Origin of the sequence: Streptomyces sp. NPDC008313 (assembly GCF_042956125.1) — a bacterium.
Taxonomy (GTDB): domain Bacteria; phylum Actinomycetota; class Actinomycetes; order Streptomycetales; family Streptomycetaceae; genus Streptomyces.
On sequence record NZ_JBIBFR010000020.1, the window covers coordinates 86253 to 110231 of the forward strand.

Here is a 23979-nt window from a genome sequence, read left to right on the forward strand (position 1 = left end):
GCCCGGCGGGGCGGAGGCACCGACGGCGCGCGCCCCGCCCCGCCGCCCACCGCCTGCCGCCGCCCCGCCCCGTCACCGCGCGTCCGCCCTCATCCCACCGCCCGCTTCACCAGCGCGGCGATGCGCTCCTCCACCTCGGCCGTCACCTCGGTCAGGGCGAAGGCGGTCGCCCACATCGACCCGTCGTCGAGCTGGGCCGGGTCGTTGAACCCGAGCGTCGCGTAGCGCGCCTTGAACTTCGCCGCGCTCTGGAAGAAGCAGACCACCTTGCCGTCGAGGGCGTAGGCGGGCATCCCGTACCAGAGCTTCGGCGCCAGGCACGGGGCGCCGGCCGTCACGACGGCGTGGACGCGCTCGGCCATGATCCGGTCGGAGCCCTCCATCTCGGCGATCTTCGCGAGCACGTCCCGCTCGGCCTCCGCCGCCTTGTCCGCACGGGAGCCGCGGCGCGCCGCCTTCTTCTGCTCCTGGGCGTGCTCCTTCATCGCGGCCCGCTCGTCGGCCGTGAATCCCTCGTACGTGCTGCTTCCGGCACCGCTCATCGTCACTCCCGTGGTCGTGGGCCGTCCTCGGGCCCGTCCGTCCGGCCGGACCCGAGTTCTGCTCTGTGATCACAGCCTCCCCCGGCCGGGGCACGGCCCGCCTCCGTGCCGACCACGGAAAGCACCACTGAGTACGCACCACTGAGTAAGCACCACTGAGTAAGCACCACCGAGCCCGCTCCGAGGACCGCTCTCCTGACACCGTACGGCCCTGGCGGCAGCCCGCTACTTCGTCACCTCCGCGGACTCGTAGGTGGTGGATCCCGGCGCCACGCAGACGAACCAGTTCGCCGTGGGGTAGCCGTGGACGGACCGGATCACGGCGTCGTCCGTGGGATGGAGCGCGGAGTTGTCGGGGGCGCGGTCGGCCAGGGTCGTGCTGCCGTCCTTCCAGTGGCAGGCGACCTGTTCCGCCGTCGTGGCGACCGTGCCGATGACCAGGCGGAGGGGACCCTTCTCCGCCTTCAGGGGCTGGGGGACGACGCGGATGTCGTCCCCCTCCGGCCGGGACGGCTCGCCGACCGTGTCGAACTCGACCAGTCGCATCGTCAGATCGTCGCCGGGATCACCCCAGCCACGGACGACGAAGTAGCTCTTCCTGCCGATCAGGTCGGAAGGGCTGCCCGTGGTCGCCGGCACCAGTCCCCAGTCCGCCATGGCCTTCATCTGCCGGACGGCCTCGCTCCTGTCGCGCGGGGCACGCCACACCTGCACGTTGACGCCCCACTCCACACCGTCGCGACGCCCCCAGCCCACGTGGGAGATCTGCGGCTCGTCCACGAGGGCCATGTCCTTCGGGGCCGGCTTCGCGGGGGCGGCGGAGTCGTCCGTGCCGGACAGGCCGGTCACCGCCAGCGCTCCCGTTCCTCCCGCGAGCACCAGGGCGGCGGCCGCCGTCACCGCCCACCTGCGTGCCCTGCGCCGACGGCCGCCGCGGACGACCGCCTCGACGGGGGCGACGCCCACGTCGAACTCGCCCGCGGCCTGTGCGAGGAGGGCGGTGAGCGCGGCCCCCGCCCTGTCGTGACGCTCCTGCTCCGTGCCCGTCATGCCCGTCCTCCCCGCGTAACGGTGTCCGTCAGCGCCGGTACGGCGCGCAGCTTCGCTATCCCCTTGGCCGTGTTGCTCTTGACCGTGCCGACCGAGCAGCCCATGGCCCGCGCCGTCTGCGTCTCCGTCAGGTCCTCCCAGTAGCGCAGGACCACCGCCTCCCGCTGACGTGCGGGCAGCCGGGCCAGCGCGTCGAGCAGGGCGCCCCGGTCGTCGGCCCGAGCGATCCCGTCCTCGCTGTCGGCCTCCTCGCGCACCAGCCCCGAGTCGTTGCTCGGCGCGAGAAACTCCTTCAGGCGTCTCCGGTGCCTGCGGGCATGAGTGTTGATCATGACGCGCCGTACGTACGCCTCCGGGTCGTCGGCCGCGCTCACCTTGCGCCACGCCGTGTAGACCCGCTCCAGCGTCGACTGGACCAGATCCTCGGCCGCGTGCCTCTCCCCGGTGAGGAGAAAGGCCGTGCGCATGAGCCGTGGCCATCTGCCGACCATGAATGTGCGGAACTCCTCGTCCCGCTCCTGCTTGCCGTCCCCCATGGACACCTCCTGGACAACTGAAGGAGTCCATGGACCGGCCGGACCGTTGCCTCCCCCGCGGACTTCGAGGAGATCCTCTCCCACGGCCGAGGGCCTCGCAGCCAGGGCCGTGACGGGAGCCCGCCCCGGCGGCCCGACAACGGGACCGGCCTTGTTATGGACACCGCCCGAAGCGGCGTGCTCTCATGACGAGGCATGATTTTCTAACGTTGCAATCGCGGGCGACGTGTCCGGACCGCCCTCCGAGTGAACAGCGCCATCCCCTTGCCGCCGCCGCGAGGGAGACCCCGGCCGCCGGTGCCCCGGCCCGCCGCGCGCGGTGTGCCGAACCGCCGACAGGAGAACGGAGTTGCGCATGACAGTCACACCGGGTGGGCGTCGGCTCAGACCACCGCGGCATGTGGGCGCCGCCGCCGCCCTCGCCGTGACCGCCGCCATGACGCTGGCTCAGGCCGGGACGGCGGACGCCGCGAGCGCGTCCGGCGAACGGATCCCCACCGTCTCGTCGGGGAACGCCCGCTTCCAGGTCCTCTCGCCGACGCTGATCCGCACCGAGTACGCCGCCGACGGGAAGTTCACCGACGACCCGACGTTCAACGCGATCGGGCGCGGCGGGTTCACCCCGGCCTCCTACACCTCACGGACCGCCGACGGCTGGCTCACCATCAGGACCAGTGCCGTGACCCTGCGGTACCGGGTCGGCTCGGGCCCGTTCGAGGCGAGCAACCTCTCCGTGGACGTGACGGCGGGCGGCACCCCGGTCACCGCGGCCCCCTGGAACCGTCTGACGTGCACGCTCGGTGCGCTGTGCGAGGCGGAGGACCTCCAGCTCAGCGGCGCCTCCGTGGCCTCTGACCACCGTGACCACACCGGGGTCGGGTTCGCCGCGGGCTTCGAGGGGACGGGCTCCTCGGCATCGTCTGACATCGATGTCAAGGAGGCCGGGACCTACCGGTTCGACCTCCGGTACGCCAACTCGGTGGGCGGGGACGGCAAGAACGAGACCCGCACCCTGACCCTGACCGTGGACGGCGGCTCACCGCAGAAGATCTCCCTGCCCACCACGGGCAGCTGGGACGCCTGGAAGCTCGCCACCGCCGAGGTCGGGCTCGGCGCGGGCCACCACACCCTCGCCCTCACCCGGACCGCATCGGACTCCGGTGATGTCAACCTCGACAGCGTGGCGCTGGTCCGCCCCGGCGACGCGTACCCGTCCGTGTCCACCACCGCGATCAAGGACTGCCTGTCCGGCGTGAGCTGCGAGGCGGAGGCCGGGCGGCTCGGCGGCTCGGCGGGCGGCGCCACGGACCACACCGGGTACGCGGGCACCGGCTTCGTCGCCGAGCTCGACAAGGGCTCCAGCCTGACCACGCACGTGGTGGGCGTGCCCGCAGACGGCGACTACACCCTGCGGGTGCGCTACGCCAACGGCACCGGAAGCGACGGCGGCCACCGGACCCGCACCGCCTCCGTCACCGCCGGGGACGCGCACGCCACGCTCGCGTTCCCGGCGACGGACGGCTGGGACGACTGGCGGACGGCCTCGGTCCCGGTCCGCCTCGGCAAGGGGGAGAACGACGTCACCCTCGGCTGCCCGGACGACGCGAGCTGCCACATCAACGCCGACACCGTCTCCGTGGCCGCCGCGGGCGACCCCGCGCCCGCGCCGCACCTCCCGCTCGGCGGCTACCGCCGCGGTCTGGACGGCGTGACCGGCAGCGGCGCCGCCCCCGTCACCACGCCCGGCCTGCTCAACAAGGACGGCTGGTACCTGCTCGACGACACCCCGTCGGCGCTGTACGACACCGCCACGAAGAAGGTCCGGCAGCGCCCGGACCACAACGGCGGTGCCTACCAGGACGGTTACCTCTTCGGCTACGGCCACGACTACAAGCAGGGCCTCACCGACCTGGCCACGCTCACCGGCCCGCCCGCGCTGCTGCCCCGGTGGGCCTACGGCGTCTGGTACTCGGAGTACATCGACCGTACGGCCGAGGACTACCAGAAGAAGATCCTTCCGGCCTTCCGCTCCGAGGGCGTCCCGCTCGACGTGCTGGTGACCGACACGGACTTCAAGGCCGTCAACAACTGGAGCGGCTGGGAGATCGACCAGAAGAGGTTCCCGGACCCCACGGGCTTCTTCAAGGACTGGTCCGACGCCCAGGGCCTGCACAACACGCTCAACGTGCACCCGAGCATCCTCGCCTCCGACCCGCAGTTCGCGAAAGCGCAGGAAACCGCCAAGGGCAAGCTGAAGCGGGGCGGTTGCGCCGGCGCCGCCGGCGTCGAGGACAACTGCTACGTCTTCGACTTCGGCGACCCCGACCAGCTCCGGGCGTACATGGACCTGCACCGCACCATGGACCAGCAGGGCAACGACTTCTGGTGGCTCGACTGGTGCTGCGACGCCTCCCAGTCGTCGATGCCCGGTGTGACCCCGGACGCCTGGATCAACCAGCAGTACGCCGCCATGACCGCCGGGAACGAGGGCCGGGGCTTCGTGCTCTCCCGCGCCTACGGCTCACTGCAGGCCGCCGGGTACAGCGGCCAGGCGGGGCTGCCGACCGGGCCGTGGGCGGACAAGCGCTCCACCGTCCACTTCACCGGTGACACCTCCTCCACCTGGGGCGTGCTCAAGATGGAGGTCGGCTACACCCCGGGAGAGTCCGCCGCGACCGGGATGGCGTCGATCACCCACGACATCGGCGGGCACAACGACACGACGGGGCTGACCGGTTCGGAGAAGTACACCGACGGCGGGCAGACCCGTACCACGCACAAGCTGCCCGACGACCTGTACGCGCGCTGGGTGCAGTTCGGCACCTTCCAGCCCATCGACCGGCTGCACAGCAACCACAGCGACCGGCTGCCCTGGCAGTACGGCACGGCGGCGCGCAAGTCGGCCGACGCGTTCCTGAACCTGCGCGAGAACCTGGTGCCGTACACCTACTCGCTCGCCGAGGAGGCCAACCGCACCGGTGTGCCGATCGTCCGGCCCACCTACCTGGAGTACCCGGACGAGGCGCAGGCGTACGCCACCGCCGGCAGCGAGTACTTCTACGGGTCCGACATGCTGGTCGCCCCGGTCACCAGCCCGGGCAACTCGGCCACGACCTCGGTGTGGTTCCCGCCGGGCCGGTGGACCGACTACTTCACCGGCAAGACCTACACCGGAGGGACCACCCAGGACGTCACCACCACCCTCGACACGATGCCGGTGTTCGTCAAGGCCGGCGGCATCCTGCCGACGCGGACCCAGGATGTGTCCTCCCACGACCACAACCCGCTGACCGGCGTCACGCTGACCGTCGCGGCCGGGAAGCCGGGCTCGTACCGCCTGTACGAGGACGACGGGGTCGGTACGGGGCGGCACCACAGCGCCACGACCACGGTCCGGTACCGCGAGAGCGGCACGCGTCACACGGTGTCGATCAGCGGGACGAAGGGGTCGTTCCGGGGACAGGTCGGCAAGCGCCGGTGGACGCTCTCCCTCCTCGGGGCGACGCACGCGCCCACCAAGGTGAGCGCCACCGGAACCCGCCTCTCCCCGGACGCGTACCACTGGGACAGGAGCACCGGGGTGCTGACCGTCGAACTCCCGGCGCGCAGCGTGCACGCCCCCGTCACCATCACCTTCCAGTAGGAGCCCACGCAGGCCCACCCAGGCCCACGCAGGCGGGAAAGCCGCCGCCGAACGCGGCGGCTTTCCCGCCTGCCAGGCCGTGGGCATCCGGTCCTACGAGGCGGCGGCCATCCGGCGCACCCCCTCGGTGATCAGCGCGGACGAGGTCGCCAGGTTCATACGGACGAAGCCCGCGCCACCCGTCCCGAAGTCCGCGCCCGCGTTCAGCGCGACCCGGCCGCGGCGCAGGAAGACGTCGGCGGGGTCGTCGCCGAGACCCAGGCCGCGGCAGTCCAGCCAGGCCAGGTAGGTGCCCGGCGCGGGCGAGTACCGGACGGCGGGCAGGTGCTCGGCCAGCAGACCCGCGAGGAGGCGCCGGTTGCGGTCGAGACCGGCCAGCACGGCGTCGAGCCACGCGCCCCCGTCCCGCAGGGCGGCGGTGTGGGCGATGACCCCGAGATGGCTGCAGCCGTGACCGACCTCCTCGGGCAGACGGGCGAGGTCGGCGGCGGCGTCCGGCCCGGCGAGCGCGAGGGCCGCCTTGAGACCGGCGAGGTTCCACCCCTTGGAGGCCGACATCAGCGACAGCCCGTTCTGCCCGCCGGGCACGCTCAGATACGGCACGAAGGCGGCGTCCGCCGACACGACCGGGGCGTGGATCTCGTCCACGACCACGCGGACGCCGTACGTCCCGGCCAGCTCGGCCACCCGCGCGAGCTCGGCGGCGGTGTGCACGGTCCCGGTCGGGTTGTGCGGGCTGCACAGCAGATACGCCGGGCGCTCGGCATGCCGCCCGGCCCGCCGGAACGCGTCCTCCAGGGTCACGAAGTCGATCCGCCCGGCCTCGTCCAGCGGCGCCTCGACCACGGTACGGCCCAGGCTCGAGACGAACTGGTAGAAGGGCGGGTACACCGGGCAGTTGACGACCACGGGGTCGTCCGGCCCGGAGACGAGCTTGAGCATCTCGACGGCGCCCATCATCACATCGGGCACGATCGCGGTCCGTTCCACCGCGATCCCGTCCCAGCCCCACCGCTCGCGGGCGAACCCGGCCAGCGCATCGGCGTACCCGGTCCCGGCCGGATACCCGGTGTCGCCGAGCGCCACCGCGTCGGTGAGGGCCCGGGCGACCGGCTCGGCCGGCCGGACGTCCATCTCGGCCACCCACAGGGGCAGTACGTCCTCCGGATACGTCCGCCACTTCATGCTCGTACGCCGCCGCAGCTGCTCGAGGGAGAGCTGCTCCAGAGGGTGGGGACCGTCCACCGCGACGGGGTTCCGCTTCTCGCTGCTCATGAGGAGAACGTAGACGAAGCGACGCCGTGGCGGCGGCCGGCCCGACCGGAGAGGAGATCACCGGGATCGGATGACCGGCGGGGTCCGCGTGGAGCACGATGGGGCGCATGACTGAGCGACCCGCACGATGGACGCAGGCGACCGTCTACCCCGACATGTGGGCCGACCCGGGCGAGGACCCCCGAGAGAGCGGGGGAGCCGCTCCGGACGGTGAACTCGCGACCCTGCGGGACTACCTGACGAACTACCGCATGACCCTGCGGATGAAGTGCGAGGGGCTGGACGCGGAGCAGCTGGCCCGGCGGTCGGTGCCGCCGTCGACGATGTCGCTGCTCGGCCTGGTCCGGCACCTCGCCGAGGTGGAGCGGGACTGGCGCAACTGGATCGGTGACGGTGAACCGCTGCCGAAGCTGTACGGCAGGCGCGACGCGGACTTCGACGAAGCCGTCGCCGAGCAGGCGCAGGTCGACGCCGCGTACGGGGATCTGGAGCGCGAGCAGGCCGCGACGGACGCCGCGCTGGCCGGGCACCCGGACCTGGGCGAGCGTCTGGGCGAGGACGGGATCTCGGTCCGGGAGCTGCTGGTGCACCGGATCGAGGAGTACGCCCGGCACTGCGGCCACGCCGATCTGCTGCGCGAGTGCGTCGACGGACGGGTGGGTCAGTGACGCGGACGGGGCCGGGCCCCGCCCCTCGGCCGGGCGGGCCCGGCCGACGGGCGCGTCCGATGGAGGGGCGGGCGGGCGGATCGGGGCGGGCCGCCCGAGCGGTCAGTCGGCGCCCCGCAGGGCCGCCTTGCGCATGATCTGGTCGCGTTCGCGCCAGTGGGACCAGAAGGCGCCCTTGTAGCCGAGGTGCACCAGGCTCGTCAGGAACGGGTTGTCGGCGTAGTTGTTGTCGTGCTCCGTGAGCCCGGGCGCGGTCGGCAGCATGACGCGGGGCACGTCGTGCTCGGGTATGAGGTCCCAGAGGAACTCCACCGTCCGCAGCCACCGCCCGTTCGCGGCGCCGAGCGTGCTCTCGTCCTCGTCCAGGTCGGGGGAGAAGTAGTAGAGCGGACGGATGGCGCCCGACTCCTCGAACATGAACTGCCGTTCGTACGCGAGCGGAGAGGAGCACTGACGGGCGGTGCGGATGACGATGGGCTCGGTCGCCGTGTTGGACTGCACGCCCGGCACGGGGACGCGTCCGGCGCTCCGCTCCGCGCACCACATGCCGAGCGGGGAGTACGGGAAGATGCGCAGGCCCAGGGTGAAGCCGACGACCGTGGCGTCGAGGGCCATGGTCCGCTCCACGCACTCCCGCACCGTCTCCCGGGTCTCCCCGGGCATGCCCAGCAGCACTTCCACCATGCTCAGCATGTGGTACTTGTGCGTGAGCCGGACCGCGTTGACGACGTCGTCGAAGGTGTAGAAGCGGGTGCCCTTCCCGGTGACCTTCCAGCCGTCGAGCAGATCGTCACGGACGTGGTCGGGGGCGAGGTTGACCCCGGCGCAGCCGGCGGCGGCGAGGAGTTCGGCCAGTTCCTCGTCGAACGGCGCGGGCTGGGCGTAGATCCACAGACGCAGGCGGTGCAGCGGCGAGGTGTGGTCCCGGTCCTTGCGCCGGACGATCTCCCGCAGCAGCGCCTTGCTGTTGGCGACGGCGAGGTTGAACTCGCTGTCGGTGGTGTGCAGATCGTGCACGCCCAGGGCGGTCAGGGCTTCCATCTCGTCGGCGACGGCCTCGATCCCGCGGCGTGCGAAGCGGTTCCCCTTGGCGTCCGGCTCGACGCAGTGCGAGCAGGTGAACGGGCAGCCGTTCTTGGTGAGGATGTTGCCGAGCCCGCCGCGCCGGTAGTACTCGAGGTTGTCGACCTTCGTCGGATCGCTGCCGCGCCGTCGGTAGGCGGTGCCCCGGTTGACCTGCCAGTCGCGCGTCTCCCCGAAGCCCGCCGCGGCGAGGACGGGCCGTTCCGCGGCGAGGAGCGCCGGAGGGCCGTCCGCCGGCGGGGTGCGTACGACCGTGCCGGCCCCGCGGTTGGTGAGCAGTCCGGGGACGAGGGAGGGGTCGGTTCTGTCGGCGAGGGCGCGGGCCAGGTCGCAGATGATGTGCTCACCCGGTCCCTTCACGCCGTAGTCGATGCCGAAGTAGTCCACCAGCGCGAACGGCATGGAGGAGAATCCCACGCCGCCCGCGACGACCGGCGCGTCGCTCAGCGCGCGGACCGCGTGGATGATCTCGCGGTGCTCCTCCAGGAACACGCGCTGTTCCTGGGGGTAGATGGTGTCGGTGTTGCGGACGGTGACACCCACCAGCAGGGGCCGTCTGTCGCGGAAATACTCCCGGAGGGCCACGTGCCAGTCCTCGCGCCGGAAGGTCAGGTCGACGACCTCGACGGTGAATCCGCTCGCCTCAAGCGACGTCGTCAGGATGTCCAGGGCGTAGGGGGTGATGGGCGGGTGGATCTTGTTCGGGTTGATCAGTGTGACCAGCGGCGTGTTCAAGCTTCCTCCCGTTACCGCTCGTGCTGTGACCGGCACGTTCGATGGTGCGGGCGGCGGGGCGCATGGTGATCGCCACGCCGGTCAGGCACGCGGCCATGGTCAGGACGGCCGCGGCGTCCAGGGCCGGGGCGTTGCCCAGCGACCATTCGGTGATCCGCACGAGCAGGGGCACCAGCAGGGACAGCGCGGCCATGTACATCGGACCGCGTCGCAGCACCAGTTCGTGCGCGGTGACGTAGACGGGTGCCGTGAGCACCGCGCCCAGGAGCAGGGTCCCGAGCCACTGCCGGGCGGACACGTCGCCCATGGACTCGGTGAGGGCGGCCACGGGCAGCAGCATCGCCGTGGCCACCGCGAAGACGACGGGCAGGGCACCGAGCGGAGGCAGATCGCCGAGTGCCTCCCGGTACAGGTAGTTGTAGAGGGCGAAGGTGGCGGTGGCCAGCAGCGTCCACCCGCCGCCGACGAGGAGGTCGGTGGTGGTGCTCGTACCGTCGGTGGAGGCCGCGTCCAGGGCGTACCCGAACGCGCCGGCGACCGCGACCGCGGTGCCCCAGGCCTTGCGCCGGGTGAACCGCTCACCGAACGCGGCCATCCCGATGGCGAAGGTCACGCAGGGAAGCAGGGCCACCACGAGCCCGGTGTTCGAGGCACCCATGCTCCGCACGCCCAGCATGGTGCCGGCGAAGTACACGAAGTAGCCGAGGAAGGCGAGCAGCAGCACGGAGCGCCCGCGCCGCGCGGTCCTGGCCAGGGCCTGCCGGGCCGGGGTGGTGGCGAGGGCGATGGCGAGCAGGGCGAAGGTGCTTCCCGCGGCCCGGCCGGTGGCGACGGTCAGGGGCGGGACGTCGTCCGCGACGAGGACTCCGGACAGTACCCAGCCGGCGGTCAGCAGGGCGAGGGTGGCGACGGTGAGCCCGGCCACGAGGGTCCGGTCCGGGGCCGCCGCGCCGCCGCTACGCCGTTCGGCCGAGCGCATGTTCCAGCCCGTCCATGACGGAGTGGGCGTCATGGACGAGGGTCTCCCGGTCCGGCGCGGTGAGGAAGACCAGCCCCGCGGAGTTCAGATACCCGTTGGCGGCGTCGTACGGCGGCATGGGGCTGCCGGAGGGCAGGGTGAGCCCGTCGAACACCTCGGCCTTCGTGCCCGGCGAGAGCAGTGCCTGCCAGTCGATCCGCTCCGGCACGAACGGGGGCAGCGAACTCCACGGCCGGCCGCGGGAGTCGGCGGCGTACAGCGCCACCGACCCGGCGGCGTGCGCGTCCGGTTCGACGAGCATGCTGCCGGGCAGCCGCGGGTCCTCACCGAGGACGGCCCGCGTGTAGGCGCCGATCATGTCGACGCCGTGGACGTGCTCCACCTCGCGGGTGAGCAGCACGCCGCCGAAGCGCGCGGCGGTCTCCAGCATGCACACCCGCCCGCCGTCGAGCAGCTTCATCTCGGTGTGCGTCGCGCAGGTGCCCAGTTCCAGGGCGTCGACCGCGCGGCGCGCGATCTCCTCGACCTTCCGCTGCAGGGCGGGTGCGAGGGCGCACGGGGTGAAGTTGGCGCGCTCGGTGAACGGCGGGGTGGTCGGGGCCTTCGACGTGATGCACACCGGGTGGTAGCGGCCTTCGACGACGACACCCTCGACGCTGATGTGGTCGCCGTAGCGGGCGTCGTCGTACCAGGTGCGGATCGACGAGGGAATGATCTCGTCGACGAGGAAACCGGAGCCCGCCTGTGAGCCGGCGGCGGACGGGCGCAGTTCGGAGAACCACTGGTCCTTGCTGCCGGACAGCGCCGCCACGGAACTCTCCCAGGCCGTCCGCAGGTCGTCCTCGGCCCGGATGACGACCTGTCCGACGGCCGCGGCGCTCCAGGCCGACTTCAGCAGCAGGGGAGGGCTGAGCCGCTTCCACGCGGACCGCAGGTCGTCGACGGAGTCGGCGGGCAGCCACCTCGGGACGGGAACACCGGCCCGCTCCCAGACCACGCGCATGGCCCGCTTGTCCCGGGCGCGTCGTACGTGCGGGCCCGGGCCGGGCAGCGAGAGCCGCTGGCATGCCTCGGCCACGGCGATCACGGCGAACTCGGAGAACGTGAGCACCCCGTCCGCCCCGACCTGGTGTGCCGTCGTCACGATGCGGTCGACCAGGTCACCGGCGCGCAGCCCGCTGCCGGACACGTCGATGACGGAGGCGCAGCAGGTGTCGGCCACGGCCCGGGCCGACACCGACAGCGGTGTCACCGCCAGGACGTGGACCTCGGCCGCGGCGGCGACCTTCGGGATGGTGTACTCCGGAGGTGCCCCGGCCCTGGCATGGATCAGCAGAACGCGTGCCAACGTCTCTCCCCCTGTTGTCTCCCCCGAGCCCCATGTTCCGGCGGGCTGCGCGCCCAGGCTAGGAACGGAGGGTGACGCACGCAACAGGCCCCGGCGGCGCGCCCGTTGGTTCAGGCCATGATTGTTCCGGCACCGGTCCGACAGGACGGCGTGCCGCGAGACGGCGGGGGACTCCGGTCGGCCGCCGGGCGCTCCGGCCCGGCATGATGTCGCCATGACACCGATCACAAGCCTGGACCTGACCGGCTTCACCGAACGCGAACCCGGTGTGTGGACGGACGCGACGGGACTCGTGCTGTCGGTGCACTTCTTTCCCCTTGTCCCCGATCTGCCCGCTCCGCTGCACGAGTTCGAGCGGCTGCGGGCCCGGATCGCCGCCGATGTGGGCGGGCGGGGAGGCGGTCTCATCGAGGCGGTGCCCGGCACGGTGCACGGGGTCGCGGCGGTCCGTCAGCTGATCAAGGTGCCACGGCCGGGTGGTCACGGGCAGGTGTTCCTCGGCTCGTGGACCATCCCCAAGGACAAGTGCAGCACGGTGCTCAAGGTGCAGGCCGCCGAAGGGGCGATGACGGGGACGCGGGAGGCCGTGGTGATGGCCGAGGTGGGCCCGGAGGCGTACTTCCGGGCCCACCCGTACGCGGCCGGCGGGCAGTTCGGCGGTCTGCCGTACCACGTGGGCGACGACGAGCACTGGGACACGCGGTTTCCCGACCACCCGCTCACGCTCGTACGGGCCGCCCTGAACCGGGTCACGCCCACGGTCACCCTCGACGAGAGGTTCCGGCGACTGCCCCCGTTCGCGGGCCCGGACGAATCCGCCCGCCCGGCCCCCGCGCCGAACACCGCACCGGCCGCCCCGGCCGCCGCCAAGCGTCGCTGGTTCCGCCGCGCCGACGGCCGCTGAGAGCGCGCGGACAGCCGCCGCACCCGGTGACCACCGGCGCGTCCCCACCGGCGCGGCCCACCGGCCCGGCCCGCGGTGAGAGCGGGCCGGGCCGGTGGCCGGGCGGAGCCGGGTGGGCCGGCCGGGGCCCGGGGCCCGTTCGGCCGGGCGGTGGTTCAGGAGGCGACGAAGCGCGCGATCTGCCCCAGTACCACCGTGTCCGTCAGGTACCCGATGTGCGTCTGGCAGGGCACGTTGTTGTTCGTCGCACCGTCCAGCCGGGTGCTGGTGTACGGGAGGATGATGCCGTCGCACGCCGAGTACCAGGTGGCGTACCTGGTGCTGCCCGGCGTCTCGTCGCCCGCGGAGATCTGGGAGATGAACGAGGACCCCGGATACATCTGCTGGCACGTCGTGTAGATCAGACAGGCGCCCGCGTACGTGGTTCCGTGGTTGGCGCCGGCGATCGAGGCGAGGTGGCTCACGCTGCTGTTGCCGCCCAGCACCTTCAGGTAGTACTGGCTGACGAGGCCGCCCATCGAGTGGTTGACGATGGCGACCTTGCTCGCCCCGGTCCGCGCCTTCACGTTGTTGACAAAGGTGGCGAGGCCCTGGGCGTTGGTGATGTTGTTCCCGTAGGAGTTGTACTCGTAGGCGAAGAGGTTCGAGCTGGACCAGCCGTTGAGCCGGAAGACGCTCATGGCGGTGGTCCAGTTGGACGCGTTGCCGGTGTACCCGTGGACGAAGACGACCGGCGTGCTGGTCGACAGGGGCTGAGCGGCGGCGGCCGGCCGCCCGGCGGAGGCGGCCGTGGACGCGGGCTCCGCCGCGACGGCCGTCGACGCCGAGGAGAACAGGGTGAACGCGACCGTGCCGGCCGCGAGTATGCCGAGAAGCCGACGTGGGGAACGACGACGCATGGGCCCTCCTGACGAGGATGCGGGGTGGGGTGCCTGACCCGACCAGCGTCGTGGGGCGAGGCGCGCGCGCCATCGGCTGAATCACCAGTGTGCGCGGTGACTCCGGGGATTCTGGGGGCGGGCCCCGCGGGGCGACGCCGGCCCGGCGAAAGAAATCCGCACGCGATGTCGAGAACGGGCGAACGGCTCCGTCCCAGGGACGAACGCGACCACAATGGGCCGCACCAGTACCGAGGAGAGACACCATGGCCAAGTACCTGCTGCTCAAGCACTACCGCGGCGCTCCGGCCTGCCTGAACGACGTGCCCATGGACCGGTGGACCCCCGAGGAGATCTCGGCCCACATGACGTACATGCACGACTTCGCGGACCGGCTGCAGGAGACGGGCGAGTTCGTCGACGGCCAGGCGCTCGCCCCCGAGGGGACGTGGGTCCGGTACGACGGCGAGGGGCGCCCGCCTGTCACCGACGGGCCGTTCGCCGAGACCAAGGACCTCATCGCCGGCTGGATGGTGATCGACGTCGACAGCTACGAGCGCGCCGTCGAGCTGGCCGGGGAGCTGTCCGCCGCCCCCGGTGCCGGCGGCAAGCCGATCCACGAGTGGCTCGAGCTGCGCCCGTTCCTGGCCACGCCGCCCACCATCACGGAGTGACCTCGCCGATGGACGAGGCCCTGCTGAGGAGCCTCACACCGGGTGTGCTCGCCGCCCTCGTCCGCCGCGGAGCCGACTTCGCGGCGGCCGAGGACGCCGTGCAGGACGCACTCGTGGAGGCGGTCCGCGTCTGGCCGGCCGATCCTTCCCCGGGCTCCGGGCCGCGCTCGGGCGGGGGAGACCTCATTCGGGACCCCAAGGCGTGGCTGATCACCGTGGCCTGGCGCCGCTTCCTCGACGCGACCCGGGCGGACGCCGCGCGCCGCCGGCGTGAGGACGTGGCCGACGACGAGCCGGCGCCCGGTCCCGTGTCCGCCGTGGACGACACGCTGCGGCTCTACTTCCTGTGCGCCCATCCGTCGCTGACCCCGTCCTCCGCGGTCGCGCTCACGCTGCGGGCCGTCGGCGGGCTCACCACCCGCCAGATCGCCCAGGCCTACCTGGTGCCCGAGGCGACCATGGCGCAGCGGATCAGCCGGGCCAAGCGCACCGTCTCCGGCGTGCGCCTGGACCGGCCCGGCGACGTCGCCACCGTGCTGCGCGTCCTCTACCTGGTCTTCAACGAGGGCTACTCGGGTGACGTCGACCTCGCCGCCGAGGCCATCCGGCTCACCCGGCAGCTCGCGGCCGCGATCGACCACCCCGAGGTGGCGGGGCTGCTCGCCCTGATGCTGCTCCACCACGCCCGGCGCGGCGCCCGTACCGCGCCGGACGGCAGCCTGGTGCCGCTCGCCGAGCAGGACCGCGGCCGGTGGGACACGAGGGCGATCGCCGAGGGCGTCGGGATCCTGCAGACGGCCCTGGCCCGCGACCGGCTGGGGGAGTTCCAGGCCCAGGCCGCCATCGCGGCGCTCCACGCCGACGCGCTCGCCGCCGAGCAGACCGACTGGGTGCAGATCGTCGAGTGGTACGACGAGCTGGTCCGCCTGACCGACAACCCGGTCGTCCGCCTCAACCGCGCGGTGGCGGTCGGCGAGGCCGACGGACCGCGCGCCGGGCTGGCGGCGCTCGCGGCGCTGGACGACGGTCTGCCGCGCCACGCGGCGGTGGCGGCGTACCTGCACGAACGGGACGGGGACCCGGTGACGGCGGCACGGCTGTACGCGGAGGCGGCCCGGAAGGCTCCCGACCTCGCCGAGCGGGACCACCTGACACGTCAGGCGGCCCGGCTCAACTCCCGCGGGCACGACTGACCCACCGGGCCCGGGCCGCGGGCACGAGCCGCGCGGCCGGGTTCGGGCCGCTCACCAGGCCACCGTCTCCTGGGACGCGCGCTGTCCGCGGATCGCGCCGCGCTGCGCGTTTACATCGGCCCCGGCTGTCGCTACCTTGAGTATGGGAGCGCTCCCATCTCTTGCGTGCTTGTCATGTACCGATCATCATCCGTACTGATCTTCTCCCGGAGGGGAGGCCTTCGTGACCAGACGCAGGATCTGTTCCTTACTCGTGGCGCTGACCACCGTGTTCGCGGCGTTCGGCCTGGCGGTTGTGAACCAGGGCAAGGCCGAGGCACACGGTGTGGCGATGATGCCCGGCTCCCGCACGTACCTGTGCCAGCTCGACGCCATCACCAGCACCGGCGCACTCGACCCCACCAACCCGGCGTGCCAGGACGCGCTGGACCAGAGCGGCTCGACCGCCCTGTACAACTGGTTCGCCGTACTCGACTCCGCCGCCGGCGGCCGCGGCTCCGGCTATGTGCCGGACGGCACGCTGTGCAGCGCGGGTGACCGTTCGCCCTACGACTTCTCCGCCTACAACGCCGCCCGCTCGGACTGGCCCCGGACGCACCTGACCTCCGGGGAGTCGATGCAGGTGCAGTACAGCAACTGGGCCGCGCACCCCGGTGACTTCCGGGTCTACCTCACCAAGCCCGGCTGGTCACCCACGTCCGAGCTCGGCTGGGGCGACCTGGACCTGATCCAGACGGTCACCAACCCCCCGCAGCAGGGGACGCCGGGAACCAACGGCGGCCACTACTACTGGGACCTGAAGCTGCCCTCGGGCCGCTCCGGGAACGCGCTGATCTTCATCCAGTGGGTGCGCTCGGACAGCCAGGAGAACTTCTTCTCCTGCTCCGACATCGCCTTCGACGGCGGCCACGGCGAGGTCACCGGCATCCGGGGCTCGGGAGGCGACCCCACGCCGACACCCACGCCGACGCCGACCCTCACGCCGACCGATCCGGGCACCGGTTCGTGCATGGCGATGTACACCGTGGTCAGCTCCTGGAACGGCGGCTTCCAGGGCTCCGTCGAGGTGATGAACCACGGCACCGCACCGCTCAACGGCTGGACCGTGCGGTGGAAGCCGGGCGACGGCACCAAGATCGGCAGTGTGTGGAACGGCGCGCTGACCAGTGGCTCGGACGGCACGGTCACGGTGAAGAACGTCGACTACAACCGGACCATACCTCCCGACAGCAGCGTCACCTTCGGCTTCACCGCCACCTCCACCGGCAACGACGCACCGGTCGGAAGCGTCGGCTGCGCCGATTCGTAGGCACGGCCGGCCAGGCGCCGGCCACGTCGGCGCGCCGCCCGGCGGCCGCCCGCACTCACCACATCAAGGAACCTCCAAGATTTCACGGAAGGACAGCCCATGGTGTCGAGGACAGTGCGGCCGCCGGGCAGGGCGCGACCGCGAGCGGCGGCGTTCGTGGCCGTCGTGGGCACGCTGCTGGCGTGCCTGGCCGTCTACGGGCCACCCAGCGCCGCCCGCACGGACGACGGCGGGGTGTGCCGTGTGTCGTGGACGGCCGATCAGTGGTCCGGAGGCTTCACCGCGCAGGTGTCGGTCACCAACCTGGGTCCCGCCGTGAGCAGTTGGGAGCTGGGGTGGACGTTCGACGCCGGCCAGAAGGTGACCTCCGGCTGGAACGCCCGGGTGACCCAGGACGGCACGTCCGTCACCGCGCACAGTCTGGACTACAACGGATCGCTGCCGACCGGGAGTTCGACGAGCTTCGGCCTGCAGGGGACCTGGTCCGGCACCGATCCGGCGCCCGACGACTTCACTCTCAACGGCGCGTCGTGCGGTGACGGCCCGGCCCCGACGTCCGGGACCTCCGCCACGCCCACCGGCTCCCCGTCCGGCTCCGCCTCCCCGAGTGATTCCCCGGCCCCCTCGGGGAGCGCGTCGCCCACGCCGTCGGACGACCCGGCACCGGGATGCGCGGACGCCACGGTGTGCTCCGGCTTCGAGGACCAGACCGGGAGCATCCCCTCGGGCTCCTGGACGGTGGTCGCACCGGACTGCAACGGTTCCGGGAAGGTGACGGTCGACTCCTCCGTGGTCCACGCCGGCAGCCGCTCGCTCCGGGTCGACGGGGCCGCCGGGTACTGCAACCACGCCTTCGCCGCCACGGCCGAGGACGTCTCCGCGGTGGGCCCCGTGGTCTACGGCCGGCTGTGGGTGCGCCACACCACGGCACTGCCCGCCGCCCACGTCACCATGGTCACCATGGCCGACGCCCGTGACGGCGGACGCGAACTGAGGATCGGCGGCCAGAACGCCGCCCTGCAGTGGAACCGCCAGTCCGACGACGCGACCCTGCCCGCCCAGAGCCCGGCGGGGGTCGCCCTCAGCGCCCCGCTGCCGACCGGCCGTTGGGTGTGTCTGCGCTTCGCGATCGACACCACCCGGCAGAGCATGGACACCTGGATGGACGACCGGCAGATCGCCGGGCTGCACGTGGACGGCACACCCACACAGGACGTCGACTCCCAGTGGCTCAGCCGCACCACGGCACCCCGGCCCACCACGCTGCGGCTGGGCTGGGAGAGCTACGGCACGGGCGACGACACCCTCTGGTACGACGACATCGCCCTCGGCTCCAGCCCGTTGGCGTGCTGAGACCGTGGTCCCGTCCGGTGGGTTGCCGGACGGGACCACTCCCACCGCGCCCTTCTCGATGGCACGGTGGGGCGACCTACCCCGTCCCTGCGTCAACGGCGGCGCGCGGCGACCGCGAGCAGGTCGGCGGCGGGACCGTGCAGCGAGCGTCCGGTGAGCCACACCGCGCGCAGCGCCCGGCGCAGTTCCACGCCCTCCACGTCCACCTCGACGAGCCGGCCGTCGGCGATGTCGGTGCGCACGGCGAGTTCGCTGATGACCGCGGGCCCGGTTCCCGCCATCACCGCTCCCCGTACGGCGGTCGCCGAGCCCAGTTCCAGCAGGGGCCGCGCCTCCTTCGCGCCGGCCCGGCTCAGGGCCCGCTCCAGGGCCACCCGGGTCCCCGAGCCCTGTTCGCGAACGACCAGCGGGGTGGCGGCCAGCTCGCCGGCGGTCAAGGGTCTTCGCCTGCGCGCCCAGGCGTGCCCGGGCGCGACGACCACGAGCAGTCTGTCGGTGGCCACCGTCCTGCTGACCAGCCCCCGGGGGACGTGCGGCGACTCGATGAAGCCTATGGCCGCCGCGTCGGCGCGGAGCAGTTCCGGTACGTGTTCGCTGTTGGTCACCCGCAGGCCGACGTGCAGGCCGGGGTGGGCGTGGCACAGCTCGTTGATCCATGACGGGATCAGGTACTCCGCCACCGTCATGCTCGCCGCCACCTTCAAGGTGGCGTCCAGCTTGTTGCGCTGGGCCTCCACGCTGGTCATCAGGGCCGCGAGTTCGTCCAGGACGCGCTGGGCCCGGCCGACGACCACCTGTCCGTCCGCCGTCAGGCTGGAGCCGCTGCGGCCGCGGTCGATCAGGGCCAGGCCCAGCCTGCGTTCCAGTGTCGCCACCCGCTTGCTGGCCGAGGGCTGGGTGATGCCGAGTTCGACCGCGGCCCTGCCGAGACTGCCCAGCTCTCCGACGAGCACCAGCAACCGCAGCGCTTCCACATCCGGCAGACCACTCATGGCCCAAGAGTACGAACAGCCGCGCCCGCCCGTCAGCCCGCCAGGTCATTCCCTTCGGCTATGACCTCCCTGTGACGTAAGGGCTACCGGCCAGGTCAGGGAGGTGTCCATCATGTGGACATGAGTGATGACGCCGAGAAGCCCGCCGTGGTGCGCACCGCCGACCCGGCCGCCGCGCCGCGGGAGCGGTGGGGGCGGCGACTGGCCGAGCGGGTCCCGGGCCTGCTGCTCGCGGTGGCCGTGGCGGCGCCGGCGAGCGTGCTGGGGGCCTGGTTCCCCGTCGTCGGAGGGCCGGTCGCCGGTGTCGTCATGGGCGTCGTGGTGGCGGCCGTACGGCGCCCGGCCGAGCGGTTCCGGCCGGGGGTGGCGGCGGCGGGCCGTTTCGTCCTGCAACTGGCGGTGGTCCTTCTCGGATGCGGGCTGTCGCTGACCCAGGTCGTGGAGGTCGGGGGAAGCTCGCTGCCCGTCATGGTGGGGACGCTGGCGGCCTGCCTGGCCGCCGCGTACGTCCTCGGCCGCCGGCTGGGCATAGGACGTGACCTGCGCACCCTCATCGGTGTCGGCACCGGCGTCTGCGGCGCCTCCGCGATAGCGGCGGTCACTCCGGTCATCGGCGCCGCGAGCGCGGAGGTCGCCTACGCGGTGTCGACGATCTTCCTGTTCAACATCGTGGCGGTGCTCACCTTCCCCTTCCTGGGCCACCTCCTGGACATGGGCCAGCAGTCCTTCGGGCTCTTCGCCGGTACCGCGGTCAACGACATGTCCTCCGTGGTCGCCTCCGCGGCCACCTACGGTGACGAGGCCGGCCAGTACGCGGTCGTCGTCAAGCTCACGCGTACCCTCCTCATCGTCCCGATCTGCCTGTGGCTGGCGGCGGTGGCCAGACGCCGCGCCGCCGCGGCTCCCGCCACGGACTCCACGGCGGACCCGCGCCGCGCGGCCCGTGCGAACGTCACCGGGCTGGTGCCCTGGTTCCTCGTCGGCTTCCTGCTCACGGCCCTGGCCAACACCGTGGGACTCGTACCGGAGCGGGCGCACCACGGTCTCGGCGTGCTCTCGGTCTTCCTCATCACCGTGGCCCTTTCGGCGATCGGGCTGTCGACCGACGTAAGGGGTCTGCGCCGCGCGGGCCCCCGCCCGCTTCTGCTGGGGGCCTGTCTGTGGATCGTCGTCTCGGTCACCAGCCTCCTGCTCCAGTACGCCACCACGCGCTGGTGAGGTGGCGCGCGGCAGCCTCATGGCCCCCGCCGCGCACGGAACACCCGCCGGGCGCGGCAGCCCCGCTCTTGACATGGTCATTTCTGATGCCGATGCTGGGACGGCTGAATTTCTATCGATGTAGACGCGCCCGGGCGTACGCCGGGCAGCCCGACGGGCAGGGCCGTCCCCCCCGCCACGCCGTCTCCACGCGGCCCTGCCCGGCCCCCCACAGGCACCCTCCACCGGCCCCGGCCCCGGAGCGGAGGGCCGACCAGGAAACGGGACCATGAAACCGACTCGCCTTCTCACGGGCATCGCCGCGTGCGCGCTGTCCGGCGTCCTCGCCGCCGTGCTCTCCCTGTCGTCCGCCGAACCGGCGCACGCGGACCAGACCGGTCTGCGCGCGGCGGACCCGAGCGTGCTCCGCGTCGGCGGCACCTACGTCTCCGTACAGTCGGCCGGCGGCGGCATCGTGGTCAGGCAGGCCTCGTCGACGGCCGCGCTGTCCTCCGCGCCGGCCCGGCGGATCTGGTCGGACACCCGTGACCGCGGTGAGGTCTGGGCCCCGGAGATCGTCAGGGACGGCGGCCGGTACTACGTCTACTTCTCGGCGGGCCGAGGACCGGCCCACCGGATGTACGTCATCAGCTCCGCCTCACCCGACAGCGGCTACACCGCCGAGAGCCAGGTGGCCCTGCCGGACGGCAAGTGGGCCATCGACGGCACCCTGTTCACGTTCAACGGGCAGCGCTGGTTCGTCTGGTCGGGCTGGGCCGGCGACACCAATGGGGAGCAGAACCTCTACATCGCCCGTATGAGCGGCCCGACCACGCCGACCGGCGCACGGTACGTCATCTCGCAGCCCCGCGAGAGCTGGGAGCGGGTGGTGGGCAACCCGTTCATCAACGAGGGACCCGAGCCGGTCAAGGATCCGAACGGGCAGCTGCACATCGCGTACTCCGCCAACGGGAGCTGGAGCGAGGATTACTGCCTGGCCGACCTGAGGCTCCGGGCCGGCGGCGACCCGACGTACGTATGGGACTGGTACAAGTCCAACGGCTGCCTGTTCGGCTCCGACCGCGCGACGATGATGCCCGGCTGGGACCCGACCCTGCACGTCAACGGCCCCGGCCACCACAGCTTCGTGCTGCTCGACGGCGACATCGGCACCAGCCCGCCGGCCGGCCCGCGGTTCCCCCTGATGTTCCACGCGGTGCCGAAGGGGACGCCGTACACCTGGGAGAACCGCTACTGGTACACCGGCACGTTCTGCTGGTGGGGCGGCACGACCTACAGCCGTGCCGACGTCCCCGGCCCGAACACGGACACCGGATGGAGCCTCAAGTTCTTCGAGTAGGGCGCCGGACGTACGCCGCGGCCCCGGGACGAGGGTTCACGGACGGGGCGTGGCGGCCAGGAACGCGTGCAGGGAGGCGGTCACGGCGGTGACGAAACCGTCCCGGGCCGCCTCGTCGAGGCGCTCCAGGGACAGATAGGGGTTGAGGTCCTCCAGCTCGACCAGGAGGAGATCACCCTCCTGGGTGCGGCAGGCGTCCACGCGCTGGATGCCGTGGTCCAGGGTGTTCCAGTCGATGAAACGGCGGGCGAACGCGAGGTCGGCCCCGGTGGGCCGGTAGCGCTCCAGAACCCAGCGCCGCTCCGGGTCGGGGGCGTGAAGGGCGTACTGGAAGACGTCGTCGACGTAGTAGAACGACACCTCGTAGCGGAAGTCGACGCGGGGCTGGACCAGCAGACCGTCCAGGGGGAGTCCGGCCAGCTCCTCCCGCGCCACGAAGCGCAGGCCGATGGAGTCCGCCCCCGCCTTCGGCTTGACCACGTACGCGTCGGCCGCGGGCAGACGCCCGAGGTCCCGGGGGCGGTCGACGGTGGGAATGACCGGGTACCCGGCCGCGGTCAGGTCCAGCAGGTACTGCTTCCCGGCCATGTCGGCCCGGCCGCACAGCGGGTTGTAGACCCGGATGCCGCGTGCCGCCGCCCGGTCACGGAAGGCGTCGTACTCCTCCCGGTAGTGGAGCACGGGGCCGCTGTTGCGGACCACGACCGCGTCGAAGGCGTCCATCAGAGCCGCGGCGTCCAGCGGATGGCACAGGGCCACGTCGAAGTCGCCCCGCAGCCGCGACGACAGGAAGATGTCCTCGTCGCAGTAGCGCCGCCCCCGGGCCTCGTAGGCGAGATCGGTCACGAACAGAACGCTGGGGCGGCCGGGCACGGGGCATCTCCTGGGTCGGTGGCCGACAACCTACCTCCACCGCTGTGCGGCTCGGCGGGGACGGCCGGGTACGGGCCAGCCGCGCGTCCGGGCCGTGCGGCCGGGGGAGCCCCCGCACCCGCCGCCGGCCCTCACCCGCCGCCGTCAGCGCACCGCCGGCAGCACCAGGACCTGCGCCCCGGGGAGCCCGGCCCGAGACAGCTTGGACCACCAGTGCCCGTAGCGGCTGTAGACGGCCGGCTCGCGGCCGGCGACGAACGCCGTCAGTGACCGGGCCTCCGCCGCGAGTCCGTCCCAGGCGGCCGACGGCAGGGGATGGAAGGCGGTGGCCTCGATGCCGCCGTCCACGGGCCGCCACACCCCGGCGACACGACCGTCCACCAGCAAGGTGGGCAGCACGTCGCCGTTGTTCCGGATCACCAGGGGCCGGTACGCCGGGGGCACCAGCCGGCCGCGGTCGGCGTGGGCCAGCAGCACGCTGTCCCACATCGCCATGAGCCGGGGCGGAGCGGGGACGTCCCCCGGCGGCCGGGAGGCGCCGGGTACGTCGAACAGTACGACGTCGTCCGGTCCCCGGAGCTGCTCGACGGCGCCGTCCAGGGCACGCAGGGCGTCGCGGACGGGCGCCCGCCGCACCATCGCGAACCGCGCCACGTCCGCCACCGACGCGGGCCCGAACCCCGCGAGGTAGCGCAGGACCAGGGTCCGCAGCGCCTCCGGCGCCACCTCCCGCCCGGTGGGCACCGGCCCGGTCCCGGCCGCGACGAACGACGGCCGGACGCCGAAGGACCACGGTGCGTCCGTCGGCGCGTGGTGCAGCGGCGCGTACGCCTTGAGCCCCCACCAGGCGCCGTCCTTCTTCTCGGCGCCGAGCCGCTCCTCGACCCACGCCTGCATCTCGGCCGACCCGCGGGGCCGGTCCGCGAAGGCCAGCAGTTCCGGCACCAGCCGCTCGGCGTCCGCGGGCGTCAGCCCCGCGGCGGCGAACCGGTACCCGAGCCGGGAGCCGTAGAGCGTCGGCTGCATCGCCGCGCGGAAGTCCTGGTAGTCACCGGCGTGCACCGCGTGCAGGGTGATCCGCATCAAGGCCGCCTTGACCACGGACCGTCCGGTGAAGGCGGCGTCCAGCTCGGCCGGATCGAGGCCGGTGAGCCGGTTCCACAGCGCGAGATACGGTGAAGCCGGGTGCTGCGCCTGCAGGGCCACCACCCTTCGCACCCCGTCCGGGACGGACAACGGTTCCCGCGCCAGCAGCAGTTGACGGCTGAGGGTGGCGCGGTTGAGTTCCTCTGCGGTGATCCTCACCGCGCGGATTCTGCCGCGCCGGCCGTCCGCGGACAAACGCCGCGGACGGGCCGAGGGGCCGCATAGGCGGGTGGGACGCGGT

At 72.5% G+C, this 23979-nt stretch carries 20 protein-coding genes; 9 read left to right on the plus strand and 11 right to left on the minus strand.

Annotated features, from left to right (window positions below; genetic code table 11):
• Positions 1-89 precede the first annotated feature (89 nt).
• The 3 genes from ACFY93_RS25270 to ACFY93_RS25280 all read right to left on the minus strand — a co-directional run bounded on the left by ACFY93_RS25270 (position 90) and on the right by ACFY93_RS25280 (position 2128).
• Positions 90-542: an iron chaperone gene (locus ACFY93_RS25270; RefSeq protein ID WP_391363071.1), complete on the minus strand. Its 453-nt coding sequence runs from the start codon at positions 540-542 to the stop codon at positions 90-92.
• A 225-nt stretch (positions 543-767) separates the two neighbouring features.
• On the minus strand, positions 768-1592 hold the full coding sequence (locus tag ACFY93_RS25275) for a hypothetical protein (RefSeq protein WP_391363073.1): 825 nt from the start codon (positions 1590-1592) through the stop codon (positions 768-770).
• Complete coding sequence (locus ACFY93_RS25280; RefSeq protein WP_391363075.1) at positions 1589-2128, minus strand: SigE family RNA polymerase sigma factor; 540 nt, start codon at positions 2126-2128, stop codon at positions 1589-1591. The genes ACFY93_RS25275 and ACFY93_RS25280 overlap by 4 nt, the downstream gene beginning before the upstream one ends.
• Positions 2129-2564: 436 nt before the next feature.
• On the opposite strand from ACFY93_RS25280, the gene ACFY93_RS25285 reads away from it, so the two are divergent.
• Positions 2565-5771, plus strand: a complete 3207-nt coding sequence (locus tag ACFY93_RS25285) for a TIM-barrel domain-containing protein (protein WP_391363170.1) — start codon at positions 2565-2567, stop codon at positions 5769-5771.
• A gap of 93 nt (positions 5772-5864) precedes the next feature.
• On the opposite strand, the gene ACFY93_RS25290 is transcribed toward ACFY93_RS25285, so the two are convergent.
• A complete protein-coding gene (locus ACFY93_RS25290; protein ID WP_391363076.1) occupies positions 5865-7046 on the minus strand; it encodes an aminotransferase class I/II-fold pyridoxal phosphate-dependent enzyme in 1182 nt (393 codons plus the stop codon).
• A gap of 107 nt (positions 7047-7153) precedes the next feature.
• Between ACFY93_RS25290 and ACFY93_RS25295 the strand changes: the two genes are divergently transcribed.
• A complete protein-coding gene (locus ACFY93_RS25295) occupies positions 7154-7714 on the plus strand; it encodes a DUF664 domain-containing protein (protein WP_391363078.1) in 561 nt (186 codons plus the stop codon).
• Positions 7715-7816: 102 nt separating this feature from the next.
• Here the strand turns inward: ACFY93_RS25295 and tsrT are convergent, their stop codons facing one another.
• Genes tsrT through ACFY93_RS25310 form a run of 3 tightly spaced genes read right to left on the minus strand, consistent with a single transcriptional unit; the run spans position 7817 to position 11859 of the window.
• Positions 7817-9532, minus strand: coding sequence for a tryptophan 2-C-methyltransferase (gene tsrT / locus ACFY93_RS25300; RefSeq protein WP_391363080.1), 1716 nt, complete (start codon positions 9530-9532; stop codon positions 7817-7819).
• On the minus strand, positions 9441-10544 hold the full coding sequence (locus tag ACFY93_RS25305) for an EamA family transporter (protein WP_391363082.1): 1104 nt from the start codon (positions 10542-10544) through the stop codon (positions 9441-9443). The genes tsrT and ACFY93_RS25305 overlap by 92 nt, the downstream gene beginning before the upstream one ends.
• Entirely contained in the window at positions 10489-11859 is a 1371-nt protein-coding gene (locus ACFY93_RS25310) for an acetyl-CoA carboxylase biotin carboxylase subunit family protein (RefSeq protein WP_391363083.1), read from the minus strand. Before ACFY93_RS25310 ends, ACFY93_RS25305 begins: the two co-directional genes overlap by 56 nt.
• A gap of 214 nt (positions 11860-12073) precedes the next feature.
• On the opposite strand from ACFY93_RS25310, the gene ACFY93_RS25315 reads away from it, so the two are divergent.
• Complete coding sequence (locus ACFY93_RS25315; RefSeq protein ID WP_391363085.1) at positions 12074-12763, plus strand: hypothetical protein; 690 nt, start codon at positions 12074-12076, stop codon at positions 12761-12763.
• A 155-nt stretch (positions 12764-12918) separates the two neighbouring features.
• Here the strand turns inward: ACFY93_RS25315 and ACFY93_RS25320 are convergent, their stop codons facing one another.
• Positions 12919-13662, minus strand: coding sequence for an alpha/beta fold hydrolase (locus ACFY93_RS25320; protein WP_391363087.1), 744 nt, complete (start codon positions 13660-13662; stop codon positions 12919-12921).
• 245 nt (positions 13663-13907) lie between these two features.
• On the opposite strand from ACFY93_RS25320, the gene ACFY93_RS25325 reads away from it, so the two are divergent.
• The 4 genes from ACFY93_RS25325 (at position 13908) to ACFY93_RS25340 (ending at position 18170) form a co-directional block, all read left to right on the plus strand.
• Positions 13908-14315, plus strand: coding sequence for a YciI family protein (locus ACFY93_RS25325; RefSeq protein ID WP_391363089.1), 408 nt, complete (start codon positions 13908-13910; stop codon positions 14313-14315).
• 8 nt (positions 14316-14323) lie between these two features.
• Entirely contained in the window at positions 14324-15508 is a 1185-nt protein-coding gene (locus tag ACFY93_RS25330; RefSeq protein WP_391363172.1) for a DUF6596 domain-containing protein, read from the plus strand.
• 253 nt (positions 15509-15761) lie between these two features.
• Positions 15762-16817 (plus strand): lytic polysaccharide monooxygenase, encoded by a 1056-nt coding sequence (locus ACFY93_RS25335; protein ID WP_391363174.1) that lies wholly within the window; start codon positions 15762-15764, stop codon positions 16815-16817.
• 99 nt (positions 16818-16916) lie between these two features.
• Positions 16917-18170: a cellulose binding domain-containing protein gene (locus ACFY93_RS25340; RefSeq protein ID WP_391363090.1), complete on the plus strand. Its 1254-nt coding sequence runs from the start codon at positions 16917-16919 to the stop codon at positions 18168-18170.
• A 92-nt stretch (positions 18171-18262) separates the two neighbouring features.
• Here the strand turns inward: ACFY93_RS25340 and ACFY93_RS25345 are convergent, their stop codons facing one another.
• On the minus strand, positions 18263-19162 hold the full coding sequence (locus tag ACFY93_RS25345; RefSeq protein ID WP_391363092.1) for a LysR substrate-binding domain-containing protein: 900 nt from the start codon (positions 19160-19162) through the stop codon (positions 18263-18265).
• 120 nt (positions 19163-19282) lie between these two features.
• Between ACFY93_RS25345 and ACFY93_RS25350 the strand changes: the two genes are divergently transcribed.
• Positions 19283-20380, plus strand: a complete 1098-nt coding sequence (locus ACFY93_RS25350) for a putative sulfate exporter family transporter (RefSeq protein ID WP_391363094.1) — start codon at positions 19283-19285, stop codon at positions 20378-20380.
• A gap of 268 nt (positions 20381-20648) precedes the next feature.
• Complete coding sequence (locus ACFY93_RS25355; protein WP_391363096.1) at positions 20649-21719, plus strand: family 43 glycosylhydrolase; 1071 nt, start codon at positions 20649-20651, stop codon at positions 21717-21719.
• Between the two features lie 36 nt (positions 21720-21755).
• Here ACFY93_RS25355 and ACFY93_RS25360 read toward each other — a convergent pair whose 3' ends face one another.
• Entirely contained in the window at positions 21756-22592 is an 837-nt protein-coding gene (locus ACFY93_RS25360) for a hypothetical protein (protein WP_391363097.1), read from the minus strand.
• A 144-nt stretch (positions 22593-22736) separates the two neighbouring features.
• On the minus strand, positions 22737-23906 hold the full coding sequence (locus tag ACFY93_RS25365) for a DNA glycosylase AlkZ-like family protein (RefSeq protein ID WP_391363176.1): 1170 nt from the start codon (positions 23904-23906) through the stop codon (positions 22737-22739).
• Between the last annotated feature and the right edge of the window lie 73 nt (positions 23907-23979).